General features: G+C 68.5%; 14 protein-coding genes. 12 read left to right on the forward strand and 2 right to left on the reverse strand.

Annotated features, from left to right (window positions below; all coding sequences use genetic code 11):
- Positions 1–37: 37 nt before the first annotated feature.
- A complete protein-coding gene (locus ACPXCG_RS11020) occupies positions 38–1,651 on the reverse strand; it encodes a phytoene desaturase family protein (RefSeq protein ID WP_425791907.1) in 1,614 nt (537 codons plus the stop codon).
- A gap of 19 nt (positions 1,652–1,670) precedes the next feature.
- Complete coding sequence (locus ACPXCG_RS11025; protein ID WP_425791909.1) at positions 1,671–2,327, reverse strand: GNAT family N-acetyltransferase; 657 nt, start codon at positions 2,325–2,327, stop codon at positions 1,671–1,673.
- Positions 2,328–2,579: 252 nt separating this feature from the next.
- Between ACPXCG_RS11025 and ACPXCG_RS11030 the strand changes: the two genes are divergently transcribed.
- The 12 genes from ACPXCG_RS11030 (at position 2,580) to murG (ending at position 16,625) form a co-directional block, all read left to right on the forward strand.
- A complete protein-coding gene (locus ACPXCG_RS11030; protein ID WP_425791911.1) occupies positions 2,580–3,053 on the forward strand; it encodes an SAV_6107 family HEPN domain-containing protein in 474 nt (157 codons plus the stop codon).
- 160 nt (positions 3,054–3,213) lie between these two features.
- Positions 3,214–3,615, forward strand: a complete 402-nt coding sequence (locus tag ACPXCG_RS11035) for a DUF3040 domain-containing protein (RefSeq protein WP_425791913.1) — start codon at positions 3,214–3,216, stop codon at positions 3,613–3,615.
- A gap of 462 nt (positions 3,616–4,077) precedes the next feature.
- On the forward strand, positions 4,078–4,518 hold the full coding sequence (gene mraZ, locus ACPXCG_RS11040; RefSeq protein ID WP_425791915.1) for a division/cell wall cluster transcriptional repressor MraZ: 441 nt from the start codon (positions 4,078–4,080) through the stop codon (positions 4,516–4,518).
- A 292-nt stretch (positions 4,519–4,810) separates the two neighbouring features.
- Positions 4,811–5,758, forward strand: a complete 948-nt coding sequence (gene rsmH / locus ACPXCG_RS11045) for a 16S rRNA (cytosine(1402)-N(4))-methyltransferase RsmH (RefSeq protein ID WP_425792110.1) — start codon at positions 4,811–4,813, stop codon at positions 5,756–5,758.
- Positions 5,755–6,663: a hypothetical protein gene (locus tag ACPXCG_RS11050; protein ID WP_425791917.1), complete on the forward strand. Its 909-nt coding sequence runs from the start codon at positions 5,755–5,757 to the stop codon at positions 6,661–6,663. The genes rsmH and ACPXCG_RS11050 overlap by 4 nt, the downstream gene beginning before the upstream one ends.
- A 21-nt stretch (positions 6,664–6,684) precedes the next feature.
- Positions 6,685–8,610, forward strand: coding sequence for a peptidoglycan D,D-transpeptidase FtsI family protein (locus tag ACPXCG_RS11055; protein ID WP_425791919.1), 1,926 nt, complete (start codon positions 6,685–6,687; stop codon positions 8,608–8,610).
- Positions 8,611–8,771: 161 nt separating this feature from the next.
- Positions 8,772–10,400: a UDP-N-acetylmuramoyl-L-alanyl-D-glutamate--2,6-diaminopimelate ligase gene (locus ACPXCG_RS11060; RefSeq protein ID WP_425791921.1), complete on the forward strand. Its 1,629-nt coding sequence runs from the start codon at positions 8,772–8,774 to the stop codon at positions 10,398–10,400.
- Complete coding sequence (locus ACPXCG_RS11065; RefSeq protein ID WP_425791923.1) at positions 10,397–10,957, forward strand: UDP-N-acetylmuramoyl-tripeptide--D-alanyl-D-alanine ligase; 561 nt, start codon at positions 10,397–10,399, stop codon at positions 10,955–10,957. The genes ACPXCG_RS11060 and ACPXCG_RS11065 overlap by 4 nt, the downstream gene beginning before the upstream one ends.
- Before the next feature lie 37 nt (positions 10,958–10,994).
- Entirely contained in the window at positions 10,995–12,089 is a 1,095-nt protein-coding gene (gene mraY, locus ACPXCG_RS11070) for a phospho-N-acetylmuramoyl-pentapeptide-transferase (RefSeq protein ID WP_425791925.1), read from the forward strand.
- A complete protein-coding gene (gene murD, locus ACPXCG_RS11075) occupies positions 12,082–13,674 on the forward strand; it encodes a UDP-N-acetylmuramoyl-L-alanine--D-glutamate ligase (protein ID WP_425791927.1) in 1,593 nt (530 codons plus the stop codon). Before mraY ends, murD begins: the two co-directional genes overlap by 8 nt.
- On the forward strand, positions 13,671–15,362 hold the full coding sequence (ftsW, locus tag ACPXCG_RS11080) for a putative lipid II flippase FtsW (protein ID WP_425791929.1): 1,692 nt from the start codon (positions 13,671–13,673) through the stop codon (positions 15,360–15,362). The genes murD and ftsW overlap by 4 nt, the downstream gene beginning before the upstream one ends.
- A gap of 66 nt (positions 15,363–15,428) precedes the next feature.
- A complete protein-coding gene (murG, locus tag ACPXCG_RS11085; protein ID WP_425791931.1) occupies positions 15,429–16,625 on the forward strand; it encodes an undecaprenyldiphospho-muramoylpentapeptide beta-N-acetylglucosaminyltransferase in 1,197 nt (398 codons plus the stop codon).
- Positions 16,626–16,675 lie beyond the last annotated feature (50 nt).

A 16,675-nucleotide genomic window follows, 5' to 3' on the forward strand; every position in this document is an offset into this window, starting at 1 on the left:
CAGACGCGCCGGAGCAACCGTTGCCGACGCGCACGTGTCACCGCCGAAGCGCCAGGTGCGCGGAGATCCGGCCGCTCGCTCCCGTCACGCCGCCGCCGGGGTGCGTCGACGCCCCGGCCAGCAGGATCCCTTTCGCGCCGGGAACGGAGTGTCCGGACAGATCGGGATGGGGGCGCCAGAAGAACATCTGGTCGATGCTCATCTCGACGTGCATGATGTTGCCGCCCAGCAGGCCGAGTTCCTGTTCGAGGTCGGCCGGGGTCTGGATGTGGGTGTGCTCGACGTGTTCGCCGAACCCGGGCGCATGGCGATCGAGTTCCGCACCGATCGCGGCGGCCGCATCCGGCGCGACATCGGCCCACGACCGGCCACCGGCGAGCCGATGGGGATGCCACTGGGCCCAGACGTTGACGAGATGCTTGCCGGGTGGCGCGAGCGTGGGGTCGATCGCCGAATATCCCATCGCCACGCAGGCGGGTCGCTCGGGCAGGTCGCCCACCGACGCCGCGGCGTGTGCTCGCCGGAGCTGCGCGCGATCGGTAACCAGCAGGCCGAGAGCCGAATGCACGCCGTGGGCCGGGAGGTCCGACGGCAGGTCGCGGTAGGCGGGGAGGGCGTCGGTGCCGAGCCGGACGGCCATGCCGATGCCGTCGCCGATGACGATCTGCGACCGCCAGCGGTCGGCCGTCTCGTGGGGATATCCACCTGCGGTCAGCAGGTCCAGGGTGGTGGCGATGTGACAGGCCGCGATCACTTTTCGCGCGCAGTGACCTTCGCCGTCCACGGTCCGGACCTGCCAGTGGTCGCCGCACCGGGTGATCGTGGTGGCGGCGCGGCCCAGCAGCACCTCGCCGCCGTCGCTCCCGAGCCGGCCGAGAAGGGCCTCGGTGAGTGCCCCGCTGCCACCGATGGCGCGGCCGGGCGGGATGTCGTGTTGGAGCGCGGCGAAGCCGACCATCGGGGCGGTACCGGGTGCGCTCATCGATGGACCGGACTGCGCACCGAACCAGGCCAGCGCGGCCTTGAGTGGCTCGGAGGTGAACCACCGGTCGAGGAGGGTGTCGCCGGAGGACATCAGCTCCTGCGTCAGGGAGAGCATCGCACCGGTCCGGTGTCCGATGAGTCCCGTCCGGGCGGAGTCGGCGGTGCTCGCGAGACCGGTGAACGCCGCAGCGAACCGTCCCGGACCCGCCGGGGCGTAGAACGCGCGCATGACGGACTTGGCCCGGGGTCGCCACACCTCGACGAATCGTCGGTAGGCCTCGGCGTCGTCCGACCCGACCGCACGCTCGATCGACTCGCACGTGGCGTCGAGGTCGGTGCGGAAGATGATCGGCCCGGTCCGATCGGTCGAGGGGGCGAACGCCCAGGGATCACAGTCGACGTAACGCAGTCCGTGATCGGCGAGAGACAGCTCGTCGAGGATGGGGGAATGGCGGATCATCAGGTGCGCCGACGACCCGCGATCGACCCGATAGCCGGGGAAACGCTCGACCGTGGAGACCGCGCCACCGGCGACGTGGTCGCGTTCGATGACGCGCACCGATCGCCCGGCACGGGCCAGGTAGGCCGCCGCGACCAGGCCGTTGTGGCCCGCCCCGACGACGATCGCGTCGAGTGGCCGATGGGTTCGATCGCCGGCGGGGCTCACGCCCGGCGATTCCGCCCGGTCATCGTGCCCGGGCCGGGTCGTCGGGGCCCAGCGGAAGCGGCCGTCCCAGAAATGCGAACGGGCGCGGATCGCCGGTGAAGGTGAAATGGCGCAGTATGTCGACGAATCCCATTCGCCGGTACAGGGACCAGGCGCGGTTGTCCTCGGCAGGCGCCTCGGGGGTCGACAGCAACACCTGGCACTCGGGCCGACCGGCGAGCAACCGGCCGAGGAGCCACTGTCCGATGCCGCGTCCCTGTGCCGTCGGGTGCACGTGCAGTTCGGTGAGCTCGAAGTAGTCGCGGGTGATCGCATCGACGGAGGGATCGGAATGTCCCGCCTGGCGCAGGCCGATGCGGAGCTGCTGATTCCACCACTGGTCGCGTGCGCCCTGATAGCCGTAGGCGATCCCGACGAGGAGTTCGTCGTCGGCGAGGGCCACCGGCCGGGCCAAGCGCCGGCGCACCATCTGCGGGGAGGTGATCTCCGTGGCCGGCACCGTCGCCACCGCCCCGACCGCACGCCAGCCGGGCCGGGTGATGTGGTCGCGCCAGAGCGCCGCCCGGTGAATCTCGGTACCGCGTGGGTAGTTCATCGCGGTCACGTAGATGTCGAGGGCGGGTTCGAGCCAAATCCGGGAATCCTGGCCGGTCAGATCAACGAGGCGGATCGTCAACGAACGTCTGTCCTCTCGTCGAACACTGGACATCGGGGTCGGCCGTCGCCTTGAAGGTGACGGAGGTGCTAGCTATATTGAATATGTCGAACGGGTGTTCGATGAATCAGCCTCCGCAAGCTGTTCTGTCCACCCGGCCGACATCGGGCGTCGGCCCGACGGCGACGAGGGAAGCGTTTGCTGTCGGGCCGACGTTGTATACAGCAGTCGCACCGCATACAACGACGGCCGACTGACCACGGGGAGGTGGACATGCCCAACTCGATTCCGACGACCGGGTCCACGACGGACATCGATCCGATCGTGGTGGGACGTAGCCGTGACCTGCTCGACCGCGCCCAGAACCTGTTCGACAACGCCGACGGCGTCGACGACTCCGCAGAGCGCTTCCGTCAGTACTACCTCACCGCGTTGCGTGCCGCAGGCGCGGCGCTGGAGATCCACGAACCGACGAACAGGCCGGTCCGACGCAGGCATTCCCGTAGCGCCTGGAATCGGGTTCCGGTGGTGGTGCCGGAGCTCGACGACCACGCCGCCTACTTCGCCGCCCGCTCGCGGATACGTCTCGACATCGAGGCCGGCCTGATCCGCTCGATCGATGATCGCGCGGTCCAGCAGATGCGCCGTAGGGTCATCGACCTGCTAAATGCCGTCGAGGCGTTGCTGATCTCGTACGAACAAGGCAAGTTGCCCCACCAGGCCGCGCATTCGGACCGGACCGCGTAACGGTATGATCCGACCCAACCTCGGGTAATGGTGGTCGCCGGGTGATTCTGCTCGTATCATGGGAAATTGAAGCCGCAGACGGCGGCAGACGGCGTCGACATCGCGCAGGACCGGCAACGGCGATGCGGTCGGGTCGGTGGAGTGGGAGTTAGGAGGGTCGGTGCCTCTTTCGGAGCACGAGCAGCGGATGCTCGAACAGATCGAAAGCGCTCTGTATGCCGAAGACCCGAAGTTCGCGTCGAGCGTCAAGCGTCGTCGCCTCGGACGGTCCAGCGGCCGGCGCCGCCTGCAAGCGGTTGCCATCTTCGTTGTGGGTCTGGTCCTCCTCGTCGGTGGACTCATCGTCGAGGTGCGCGTCGGCGGGTTCCCGATCATCAGCCTCGTCGGCTTTCTCGTCATGTTCGGGGCCGGGTTGCTCGCCCTCTGGGGCGGCGGCAGTCGATCAGCGGGGGCAGACCGTGAGCAAGGCCCCGGTGCCAAGGAATCCCGCGGCGGCGGACCCAAGCGAAAGTTCTCCGAACGCATGGAAGAGCGGTTCAACCGCCGCTTCGAGCAGGAGTAGATCCTCCGCCGGGTGAGACCGGCGCCAGGTCGTTCACAGACCGCACACCACTTCGGTGTGCGGTCTTTTCGTCTTCGACGCCCGCCGGTGGAGGCCGGCGACCCGTCCCGCGACTCCCAGCCGCTTTCTCCACGGTGCCCCGCTTCGATTGCCCACCTGCCCCACCCCGATTCCCCACGGTGCCCCACCGGCGTGCCCCACTACGCCCCACCGTGAGCGGACTTCATGTCTCACCTGGCACTTTGATGTGATTGAGCATCATTGCCACCACCCGCCTGTGCTTGCGACGCGCCGTGTCGCGGATCGTTCCCCACTCGAAATCAGGCCATTGAACTGGACTTTTCTGATCCTGTGGAGGGTAAGTGGAGCGTCGGGGGTGGAAAGTGGAGGAAAGTGGGGTACTGTGGCAGCACTGGGTGAGGCGAACCGGACGTCGAACCCAGTAGGGCAGGAGGTGACGACATGTCCGTGCGATTTGTCGGCACCTACACGCCCAAGTTGGACGACAAAGGGCGGCTCACGTTGCCCGCCAAGTTCCGCGACGCGCTGGCAGGAGGGGTGATGGTCACACGAGGCCAGGACCGCAGCCTGTCGGTGTATCGGGCCGAAGAGTTCGACGCGATAGCGGAACAGACGATGGCGGCATCGCGGAACAACCCGGAGGCGCGGGCGTTCCAGCGGTACTTCTTCGCGAGTACCGATGAGCAGCGGCCGGACGGACAGGGACGGATCACCTTGTCCGGTGAGCACCGGAACTATGCCGGCCTGTCCAAGGACTGCGTGGTGATCGGCGGGTTCGATCACCTCGAGATCTGGGACGCGCAGACATGGAGCGACTACCAGAGTCAGCACGAGGAGGACTTCTCCGCCGCGGGCTCGGCAGCCCTGGACGCGTTGCTCTAGCAGGCACCGCCCGGGCAGACAGATGAATACGGGATCGGATGGGTCGAGGCCTCGGCCCGGAGCGACCCTGGCGTACTTCCCCAACGCCAGGTGCGCGATCGGGCCGAGACCCCGCCTCATCGGAGACCTCCCGTTGCGAGCCCTCACCGCCCGAGACCGACGAATCGAACCGCACAGTCCGAGGAGGAGGTCGGTGAACGCACGCCACGAGGAGCCGGACGGCGAATCCGGTCGGCTCACTCCGCACGCGGAGCCGAGCGGTGCGCCCCGCCGTTCTGGCGAGTTCGGTCATCTGCCGGTGATGGCGGACCGCATGGTCGACCTCATCACGGCAGCGTTCCCCCGAAGCGCCGGCACTCCGATCTTCGTGGACGGCACGCTCGGGGCAGGCGGCCACACCGAGCTCATACTGCGCGCAGATCCACGGGTCCGGGTGATCGGCATCGACCGGGACAGCAACGCGCTCGACATCGCGCGCGACCGCCTGTCAGAGTTCGGTGAGCGGATCACCTTTCATCAGGCCCGTTTCGACGAGATCGGCGAGGTGATGACCGACGTCGGTGTCGACCTCGTCGACGCGGTGCTCTTCGACCTCGGCGTGTCGTCCATGCAACTCGACCGTCCCGACCGGGGTTTCGCCTACGCGGTCGACGCGCCACTGGACATGCGGATGAATTCCTCCGAATCCACCACTGCTGCAGACATTCTCAACACGTACTCGCACGGCGACCTCGCACGCATCCTGTCCGAGTACGGCGAGGAGCGATTCGCCGGGAAGATCGCGTCGGCGATTCTGCGGGAGCGTGAGAAGGAACCGTTCACCACCAGTGCCCGTCTCGTCGAACTGCTCTACGCAGCCATACCGGCCGCTACGCGCAGGACCGGTGGACATCCGGCGAAACGCACCTTTCAGGCGTTGCGCATCGAGGTCAACCACGAGCTCGATGCACTTCGCCGCGCACTCCCGGCGGCGATGTCGGCCCTGCGGGTCGGTGGGCGCGTTGCCGTCATGAGTTACCAGTCGTTGGAAGACCGGATCGTCAAGCGGGAGTTCGTCACACGAACGACATCGACCTCGCCGATCGGCCTGCCGGTCGAATTGCCGGACTCGGCACCGGATTTTCGCCTGGTCACCCGCGGCGCCGAGCGAGCGAACGACCAGGAGCAAACGGAGAACCCTCGATCGGCCCCGGTGCGTGTCCGGGTGATCGAACGTGTCGACGAAAAGGATCGCGCATGACCCTCTTGCAGGACATCGAGATCGACGATGATCACGTCGAAGCGGACCAGATCCGCCGGGGCCGGCGGCATTCGGGTTTCGAGAGTGAGCGCGCGACCCGGTCGCGCGCGGCCCAGCGCGCGATCGACCGTAGTCGGAAACGGCTCGAGCGGGATGAACGGGCCGATCAGATCGCGGGCCGGTCCAAGGCGAAGTCGACGCCTGCGGTCGGTCGACCGATCTCGATGCGGGCTCGAATCGCCGGAATTCCTTTCGTGGTACCGGTACTCGCCCTTCTCGTGGTCGGTCTCGGCATGAGTCTGCTGTTGTCGACCAAGGCTGCCGCGGATTCGTATCGGCTCGGTGAGGAGCGGCAGGCGAACCAGGCGCTCGTCGATCGGCGTGACTCACTCAAGCGCAGTTACGAATCCGGTGACTCGGCGCCGGAACTGTCCGACAAGGCATCTCGGCTGGGCATGGTGCCGGCGAAGAATCCGGCGCGGATGATCGTGGACGGCACCGGGCGGCCTCGGGTGATCGGTGATCCGGAACCCGCGCAGGGTCGTGCCATGCGTTCGATCAATCCGCCGACCGGGCCGGACCCGGTGTCCAGCATCGACCCGAAGAAGGTCGACGATTCCGAGGGGCTTCCCGGAGGCGAATCGGAATCCTCAGGTACACAACAGGGTTCGACTTCAGATGGTACTCCCGCGCAGACGCCCACCACCGCGCCCACGCCTGCCCCCAGCACGGCGCCGGCACCCGGCGCGTCATCGTCCGTGACCCCTGAGGGGTCCGCAGCGACGACGGACTCGGCCGCACCAGCCGCACCAGCCGCACCCGCGGCGCCAGCGACCCGCCCCGCACCCAACGTCTTGCCGACGAACCAGAACGCGCCGGGCGCAAATTCGACGGAATCCCGCTAACAGCGTGGACAATTGGCAACCATGACACGTGCCGTCTTCCAGCGTTTCGACGCGGGTTCGTCCGGTCGGGGTCGCGGTGGCCGCGGAGGTTCCGGTGGTTCCGGAGGTGGTCGCGGCGGTGCCGGGTCCGGAGCCGGCGGTCCGCAACGACCGGAGACATTTCTGGGCCGCAGCCGGATCGCCGGGGCGCTGGTGATCCTCGCGGTGCTGGCGGTGGCGATCCGGATGATCGTGGTGCACACCGTGGAGGCATCGTCGATCTCGGCCCAGGCGGCCCAACAACGCGAGTACACCCAGATCCTCACCGCGAAACGCGGAGCGATCCTCGATCGCAATGGTCGCCCGCTCGCCTACACCGACGAAGCGCGATCGCTGACCTTCCTGCCCAAGTCGGTGCGCAAGACGATCGGTGAGGCGCACCAGAAGGACGCCGCGCTACCGGATGTGGACGACCGTCTCGGCGAGATCGCAAAAGGCGTGTCCTCGGCCCTCGGTGGTTCGATCAGCGAGCAGGACCTGCTGTCGAAGCTCAAGAGCGACGACACCTTCGTCTATCTGGCGCGGTCGGTCAGTCCGGAGGTGGCGAACAAGATCACCGACGAGTTCCCAGAGGTCGGGGCCGACCCGCAGAGTATCCGGCTCTATCCGGGAGGGTCGTTGGGCGCCAACATCATCGGCGACGTGAACTACGACGGCAACGGTCTGGTCGGTCTCGAGGCCTCACTCGATTCGCAACTCGCAGGCACCAACGGTTCCAAGACCTACGATCGCGGGTCCGACGGCGCGATCATCCCGGGCAGCACTCGCAACGTGCATCCGGCCCTCAACGGCGCGACCGTTCGCCTCACCATCGACTCGGACGTCCAGTGGTTCGTGCAGAGCCAGGTGTCGGCGGCCAAGGCTGCTTCGGGTGCCAAGAACGCCTCGGCGGTGGTCCTCGACGCCAAGACGGGCGAAGTGGTCGCGATGGCCAACGACAACACGTTCAACGCCTCGCAGCCGTTGGGAGATCAGCAGAATGCCGATCTCGGCAACCGGGCGGTCACGTCGCCGTTCGAGCCGGGCTCGGTCAACAAGATCATCGCGGCATCGGCAGCGATCGAGTACGGCGTGACCACGCCGACCGAGGTCCACCACGTGCCGGGCAGCATCAACATGGCGGGAGTGACGGTCAACGACGCCTGGTCACACGGTGTCGAGCCCTACACCACGACCGGGATCTTCGGTAAGTCGTCGAATGTCGGAACCCTCATGCTGGCCCGGAAGGTCGGGGAGAAACGGTACGCCGACATGGTCGACAGATTCGGCCTCGGGCAGCGCACCGGCGTGGGACTGCCCGCGGAGAGCGCCGGCGAAGTGCCTGCGCTGAGTCAATGGTCGGGCGGTTCGTTCGCGAATCTGCCCATCGGGCAGGGACTGTCGATGACCCTGCTGCAGATGACCGGGATGTATCAGGCCATCGCGAACAATGGTGTGCGGGTCCCGCCGCGCATCCTGGAGTCCGAGAAGCGGGACGGTCAGGATGTCGGTGACCTGGCTCGCCCGGACGGCGTCCGCGTGGTCAGCCCGCAGACTGCTGAGTCGGTCCGGAACATGTTCCGGGCGGTGATGCAGAAGGATCCGATGGGCGTGCAACAGGGGACCGGCTACACGGGTGCGGTCGCGGGCTATCAGATATCGGGAAAGACGGGCACCGCCCAACAGGTCGATCCGAGTTGCGGCTGCTACTCGAACTCGAACTACAACATCACCTTCGCGGGTATCGCTCCGGCCGACAATCCCCGATACGTGGTCGGCATCATGCTGGACAACCCGAAACGCAGCTCGGATGGCAGCGGCGGGCAGTCGGCGGCACCGATGTTCGGGACGATCGCGTCGTGGTTGCTGCAGCGTGACCGGGTGCCCCTGTCGGGAGCGGCGCCGCGCCTGACCCTGGAGGCGCCCTGACCCGAGGTGGTCAGGCGATGAACGGCGCACCGATGTCGAATCCGTGCGTGTCCACAGTCACCCGTAACGGACAGCGATCGCGCTGACGGTATCGTGAGTGCGTTCCGGCGAGCCCGACCCGGGTCGCCTGAGTTGAACAGCGAGGGAGGCGGGAGGCACAGATGGCGTCGACTCGCCGTACCCGGGCGAAGCCTGCCGGGGGAATGCTTCGGCCGACCACCGTGGCACCGACCGCGGTGTCGGTCTTGTCCGCGGCCACCGGGGCTCGGGTGGACCTCGTCGGTTCGGCATCCGCCGACACCGAGGTCACCGGGGTGACGTTGCGGGCCCAGGACGTGGTTCCGGGTGATCTGTTCGCGGCACTGCCCGGCGGCCGTACACACGGTGCCCGGTTCGCCGATCAGGCGGTCGCGGCGGGCGCCACGGCCGTGCTCACCGATCCGGCAGGTCGTGCGGAGCTGACAAAGGTCCTCGGCTCCGATGCGACGTGCGCGGTGCTCATCCATCCGAATCCGCGAGAGGTTCTCGGCCCGGTGAGCGCCCGGATCTTCGGCTACCCGTCGCTCCGGCTGAAGCTGATCGGGATCACTGGCACCTCGGGCAAGACCACGACCGCCTACATGGTCGAGGCGGCTCTGCTCGCCGCGGGGCACTCGGTGGGCCTGATGGGCACGGTGCAGACTCGCATCAACGGAGTCGCCCAGCCCAGCGCGCTCACCACACCCGAGGCCCCGACCCTGCAGGCGATGCTGGCAACCATGCTCGAGCGCGGCGTCGACGCCGTCGTGATGGAGGTGTCCAGCCATGCTCTCGCGCTGGGCCGGGTCGACGGCGCCCAGTTCGCGATCGGGGCGTTCACGAACCTGTCGCAGGACCACCTGGATTTCCACCATTCGATGCGGGCCTACTTCGACGCCAAGGCGCGGTTGTTCGCACCGTCGTCGCCGACACACGCGGTGCGACCGATCATCTGCGTTGACGACGAGTGGGGTCGCCGGATGGTCGAGATCGCCCGTTCGGACAAGCAGTCGCCCCCGATGACCGTGTCGACCGGAACCGTGCCGGCGCACTGGCATGCAGGTCCGTCGACAGTGGGCGCTGACGGCGCCCAGCACGTGACGGTGACGGTGCCCGGCGGCGGCGACCAGGACATGGTGGTGCCACTGCCGGGCCGCTACAACGTGGCCAATGCCTTGACGGCGGTGGCGATCGCGGTCGGTGCCGGTGTCACCTCGTCGGCGGCGATCGGCGCGATCTCCGGCGTCGCGGTCCCGGGCCGGCTCGAGCGTATCGACCGTGGGCAGGAGTTCCTTGTCGTCGTCGACTATGCGCACAAACCCGCGGCGCTCGAGGCGGTGATCGCCACGCTGCGCGAGCAGACCCGGGGGCGCATCGCAGTGGTGGTCGGGGCCGGCGGCGACCGTGATGTGGGCAAGCGGCCCATCATGGGTGAGATCGCCGTTCGCGGTGCCGAACTCGTGATCGTCACCGACGACAATCCGCGCACCGAGGACGCAGCCGCGATCCGCGCCGAGATTCTCGGCGGTGCACGGGCCGCAAAGCTCGACGGAGATGTTCACGACGTACGCGAGATCGGGGATCGGGCCGAGGCCATCGCGGCGGCCATCGCCTGGGCGGCACCGGGCGACACCGTGCTCATCGCGGGCAAGGGACACGAGACCGGCCAGGAGATCGACGGTGTCAAGCATCCTTTCGACGACCGCCTGGTCGCCGGGGCCGCCCTCGATTCGTCGATCGCACCGCCGGCCATCGGGGAGGACGAGAAGTGACGACGCCACCTACGGTTCTCGTGGCGTCGTCGGTCCACATCGACGAGGTGCGGGTCATGCTGCGCAGACTGGCGGAGGCGGGCGCGACCCCCTCGGCGGGGGCCGAGCGGCCGCGCACCTGGGCGATCCTCGGTGAGCTCGCCGTCGGCGACGGACTCACGGAGAACGAACGTGTCGTCGAACACGATCGACTCGGTCGTCAGATCGTCCGCCTCGCGGTCGACAAGACGCTGTGTGTGGGGCAGTCGCGCGCCGTGCGTGCCCTGCACCAGGGCACGGTCATGGAAGGCTCATGGGGTGACGAGGTCCGGATGGTCGCGACGGTCGATGAGGCACGCGACCTGCTGACCTCCGACGACTGGCGTCCCGGTCCGGGCGATGTGGTCCTGCTGGCCGCGGAGGAACCCGGGATCGCCGAACTCGCGACCCTCTGGCCGGTGCGCGACGACATCTCGGGCGACGGCGCGGAAGACGAGACAACCGAACGCGAGAACATCGCGCACGAAGGTATGGGGGACGGGCCATCGAGCATGTCGACGACGGGGACGAACGAGTGAGGGCGACGAGGGTGACAGTGCAGACAGGGATGACGCGGTGACACAGATCCTGATCGCGGGTGGCATCGCGCTCGCGGTGTCGATCCTTCTCACGCCGTTCCTCATCCGCCTCTTCACCCGGCAGGGCTTCGGGCAGGAGATCCGGGTCGAGGGCCCGCAGAGCCACCAGACCAAACGCGGTACCCCGTCGATGGGTGGCGTGGCGATCCTGGCCGCGTTGTGGGCGGGCTATCTCGGGTCCCACATCGTCGGCCTGTTCACCGGCGGAACAGGGGTCACCGCGTCGGGGTTGCTCGTCCTGGGTCTGGCCACCGCGCTCGGAGGTGTCGGGTTCCTCGACGACATCATCAAGATCCGCAAGCACCGGAACCTCGGGCTCAACAAGACCGCCAAGTCGATCGGGCAGTTCGCTGCCGCCATCCTCTTCGGCGTGCTCGTGCTGCAGTTCCGCAACGACGCCGGGTACACGCCTGCGAGCACCCATCTGTCCTACGTCCGCGACATCGACGCCATCTCGATGTGGTCGATCGTCTTCGTGGTCTTCTGCTGGCTCGTGGTGGCGGCGTGGTCGAACGCGGTGAACTTCACCGACGGCCTCGACGGCCTCGCCGCGGGTTCGATGGCCATGGTGATGGGATCGTATGTCCTGGTCACCTTCTGGCAGTACCGCAATGCCTGCGCAGGCGGACCGAAGGCGACCGCGGAGATCACGCCGGGATGTTACGTGGTCCGGGATCCCCTGGATCTCGCGCTGATCGCAGTCGCCGGCGGGGGTGCGTGCCTCGGATTCCTGTGGTGGAACGCGGCCCCGGCCAAGATCTTCATGGGTGACACCGGGTCACTGGCGCTCGGCGGCCTGCTGGCCGGCCTGTCCATCACCACCCGAACCGAACTCCTCGCGGTCGTGATCGGCGCGCTGTTCGTCGCCGAGATCATCTCGGTGGTGATCCAGATCGCATTCTTCCGGACCACGGGTCGACGAGTGTTCCGAATGGCCCCGTTCCACCACCATTTTGAACTGGGTGGCTGGGCCGAGACGACGGTGATCATCAGGTTCTGGCTGCTCACGGCCATCGCCTGCGCACTGGGCCTGTCCTTGTTCTACAGCGAGTTCCTGGCCGTCAGTGGCTGATCGGCGGCCCGACCTCGACGTGACCGCACTGTCGGGGACGACGGTGCTGGTCGCCGGTGCCGGAACCGCCGGCCGGTCGGCAGCCCGGTACCTGCTCGACGCCGGAGCGCGCGTCACGGTCGCCGACGCCCGGTTCGGTCCGGACGATCCCGGCGACGACGACCTGTCCGATCTCGGCGCGCGGCTGGTCGGCACTGCGTCGCTGCTCGACGATGACAGCGCATGGCCAGGGGAGACCGGCCTGGTCATCGCGTCGCCCGGATTCTCGCCGGCACATCCACTCATCGTCCGCGCGGTCGAGGCGGGACTGCCGATCTGGGGCGAGGTCGAACTCGCCTGGCGCGTCGACCGCGCCGGGATGCTCGGCGGGCCCCGCACCTGGCTGGTCGTCACCGGAACCAACGGGAAGACGACGACGACGTCGATGCTCACGGACATCGTCATCGGCGCGGGTCGTTCAGCGGCGGCCTGCGGCAACATCGGCCTGCCCGCGCTCGATGCGATGCGGCAGACACCGCGGGTGGATATCCTCTGCGCCGAGCTGTCGTCGTTCCAGCTGCACTGGGCTCCCTCGGTGGCCCCCGATGCGGGCGTGGTGCTCAACATCGCCGACGACCATCTCGACTGGCACGGCTCGTTCGATGCATACGCCGAGGCCAAGGGTGTCGCACTGCGCGGTGCCGTCGGGGTGGTCGGCCTCGATGATCGCGCGGCATCATCGCTGCCGGTCGCCGGTCGCCGGGTCGGCTTCACGCTGAGCGCGCCGGGGGACGGCGAGCTCGGGGTGGCCGACTCCCGGATGGTCGACCGTGCCTTCGGGCCGCCGGGGTCGTCGCGGCCGATCGTCGAGACCGCGGCGATTCACCCGTCCGGCCCGTCGGGGACCGCCGATGCACTGGCGGCAGCGGCACTCGCGCTCGCGGCCGGGATCTCACCCGACGCGGTCGCCGAGGCGCTGCGCGACTTCCGGCCCGCCGCCCATCGCGGCGAGGTGGTGGCCCGCGTCGAGGATCTCGACTACATCGACGACTCGAAGGCAACCAATCCGCACGCTGCCGAGGCCGCGATCGCGGGTCATCGGCGGGTGGTGCTGGTTGCCGGGGGGCTGCTCAAGGGTGCCCGGGTCGACGACATGATCCGCCACACGCGGGAGCGACTCGCCGGGGTGGTCGCGATCGGCCGCGATCGTGAGCTGATCGTCGACGCGATCTCGCGACACGCCCCAGAAGTCCCAACAGTCACAGTATTCACAGGGGACGATGGGCGCGTGACTGTTCAGCACGCGACCCCACACCTCGGGAAAGAACTGCCCGCCGGACTGAGCGCCCCGACCGAACCGCCTTCGGCGGCGGTCGGATCCGACGACACCGATTCCGACCGAGCCGCTGTCGCGGTGATGGAGCGGGCGGTCGAGGTGGCCGCGCATCTGGCCCGGACCGCCGACGATCGCCCCGACGCGGTGCTGCTCGCCCCGGCGGCCGCCTCCCTGGACATGTTCGCGGGGTACGGCAGACGCGGTGACGCGTTCGCGACGGCCGCGCGGTCCCTGCCGGGAGCGGCCGACGTGAGCGGAACGTCTCGATGAGCTCCTCGACGGAGGTACCGGGGCGGTCGTCCCGCACGGCGAAGGAGACCAGCACGAATCAGACCGGCAAACAACGAACCAGCACCCAACCGACCACCGGTAAGAAGGACTCGTCGTCGGCGAGCACCAGTTGGCCGGCTGCGGTGGTCGAGGCGGTGCGCAACCTCCTGTCGCGACCCCTCGCGTCGTATCACCTGATCCTGACGATCGCGTTCCTGCTGACCGTGTTCGGTCTGGTGATGGTGTTGTCGGCCTCCTCGGTGGAGGGCTACTCCAAGGACGGGTCGTCGTACGGGCTGTTCGCCACCCAGATGATCTTCGCCCTGCTGGGTCTGGTGGGCTTCTACGTCATGCTCCGGCTGCCGGTGCGGCTCCTGCGTCGGGCCGCGGCACCGCTGATGGTCGTCACCACGGTCCTGCTCGCGTTGGTGCTGATCCCCGGCATCGGCACCCTGAGCCAGGGTGCTCGGCGGTGGTTCGTGATCGGCGGATTGTCGGTGCAGCCGTCGGAGTTGGTGAAGGTGGCACTCTGCGTCTGGGGCGCCCATCTGCTCGCCTCCCGGCGCCGGGACAACGCATCCTTGAAAGAGCTCCTGATCCCGCTCGTCCCGGTGGCGATGCTGGTCTGCCTGCTGATCATCCTCGAGCCGAATCTGTCCACCACCATCACGATCGCCATCATCGTCGGCGCGATGCTGTGGTTCGCGGGCCTGCCGGTGAAGGTGTTCCTCACGTTCGCAGCAGTCGGCACCGCGATCGCGGTGCTGCTGGCACTGGTCGAGGGTTACCGATCCCAGCGCGTGCTCAGCTTCCTCGGCAGCATCGACGACCCTCAGGGTGCCGGGTATCAGGCTCGCCAGGCCACCTACGCGCTCGCCAACGGCGGGGTGTTCGGGGTCGGCCTCGGGCAGAGCCGGGCGAAGTGGAACTATCTCCCGAACGCGCACAACGACTTCATCTTCGCCATCATCGGCGAAGAACTGGGGTTGATCGGTGGCCTGCTCGTGGTGATCCTGTTCGCGATCCTGGCGTTCATCGGATTCCGGATCGCCGTGCGGTCCGTGGATCCGTTCCTGCGACTGATGACCGGCACCATCACCGTCCTGATCACCGCCCAGGCCTTCATCAACATCGGCTACGTCATCGGGCTGCTGCCGGTCACCGGTATCCAGCTGCCGCTGCTGTCTGCGGGCGGTACCTCGACACTGACCGTGTTGGCCATGCTCGGACTGCTGGCCAGTGCCGCGCGGCACGAGCCGGAGGCCGTGGCCGCCCTGAGTACCGGCGAACCGGGTCGTCTCGGTCGCTGGCTGCGTCTGCCCGCGCCGGTGCCGTATCGCCCGACGCGTGCCGATGCCCTGCGTGATCGGCTCGATCAGCGACGCCCGGATCGGGCTCGTGTCCCGGCGCCCGCGGCCCCCTCGCGTTGGGCACGTCTGCGGCACGGCACGCCCACCGAGGCCGTGGGCCGCGAGCCCGTGCGGCGCCCGGCCCCGACCGCCCGGACACCACGCACGGCCGCTGTCCGGGTCGACTACCGTACGGGGTATTCGGGAACGGGTACCCGCCGTGGCGCTCCGGTCCCGCCGCGTTCGAACCGCGGTGGGGGTGGGGCATCCGACGCCGGGCGGGCCGGGTCGACCCACCAGTGGCGGCCGGCGGGCCGTTCCACCTGGTCACGGCACTGAAGACGGTCGAGACCGCACGGCAGCCGGTACGCGGCGGCCGACGATGCGGAATGGAGTTGGGCACGGGTGAGTTCTGAGCGAGGTCGGTCGTCGGATCGGCCGCTGTCGGTCGTGGTCGCCGGCGGTGGGACCGCCGGGCACATCGAACCCGCGCTCGCCGTCGCGGATGCGGTGACCCGTCTGGACCCGACCGCACGGGTGACGGCCCTGGGTACCACCCGTGGCCTCGAGACCACCCTGGTGCCCGAGCGCGGGTACCCCCTGGAGCTGATCCCGCCGGTCCCGCTGCCCCGGAAGCCGGGGATGGAACTGGCCAAGACGCCTGCACGTCTCATCCACGCGGTGACCGCGACCCGGTCGGTCCTGTCGTCGGTCGGCGCCGACGTCGTGGTCGGTTTCGGCGGCTATGTCGCCCTGCCGGCGTACTTCGCGGCGCAGATGCGGGTCCGCGGACGTCATCGGCTGCCGATCGTCATCCACGAGGCCAATGCGAGCGCCGGGATCGCGAACAAGGTCGGCGCGCGGTTCGCGGACCGGGTACTGGCGGCCGTGTCCGGTTCCGGGCTCGATGCCGACGTGGTCGGTATCCCGGTACGCGGCGTGATCACCGAACTCGACCGTCCGGCACTACGTGCCAAGGCGCGCCACTATTTCGGCCTCGACGAGGACGCGCCAACGTTGCTGGTGTTCGGGGGATCGCAAGGTGCGCAACGACTCAACGACGCCGTCTCAGGCGCAGCGGGTGCGCTGGGGACCGCAGGCATCGGTGTGCTGCATGCGTTCGGCCCGAAGCACACGATCGATCCGCAGTCGCCTCCCGGTGCGCCCCCGTATCGAGGGGTCGGGTACCTCAAGCGGATGGACCTGGCCTACGCCGCGGCCGACCTCGTCATGTGCCGATCGGGTGCGATGACGGTGGCCGAGATCTCGGCCACCGGTCTGCCGGCGATCTATGTCCCGCTCCCGCACGGCAACGGCGAACAGCGCCTCAATGCGCTCCCGGTGGTCGAGGCCGGCGGCGGCATCATCGTCGACGACGCCGAGCTGACCGCGGACTGGGTGGCCCGGGAGGTCCCCGCGATGCTCGCCGACCGGGACCGGTTGGCCGGGATGTCGGTGGCCGCGACCGGCTCAGGTCATCGTGACGCCGCGGACGCGGTCGCGTCGGCGGCGCTGGACCTGGCGGCGGCCCACCGTGGGGGCGGCCGACGACGGCGGCTCCGTTCCGCGTTTCGCTCACCGGGATCGGGATCCGAGCAATGACAATTGACGTGCGTGGCGTAGGCCACGATGACGGTATGCGTGGTCAGGGC

Source organism: Gordonia sp. DT218 (assembly GCF_049847105.1).
GTDB lineage: Bacteria > Actinomycetota > Actinomycetes > Mycobacteriales > Mycobacteriaceae > Gordonia.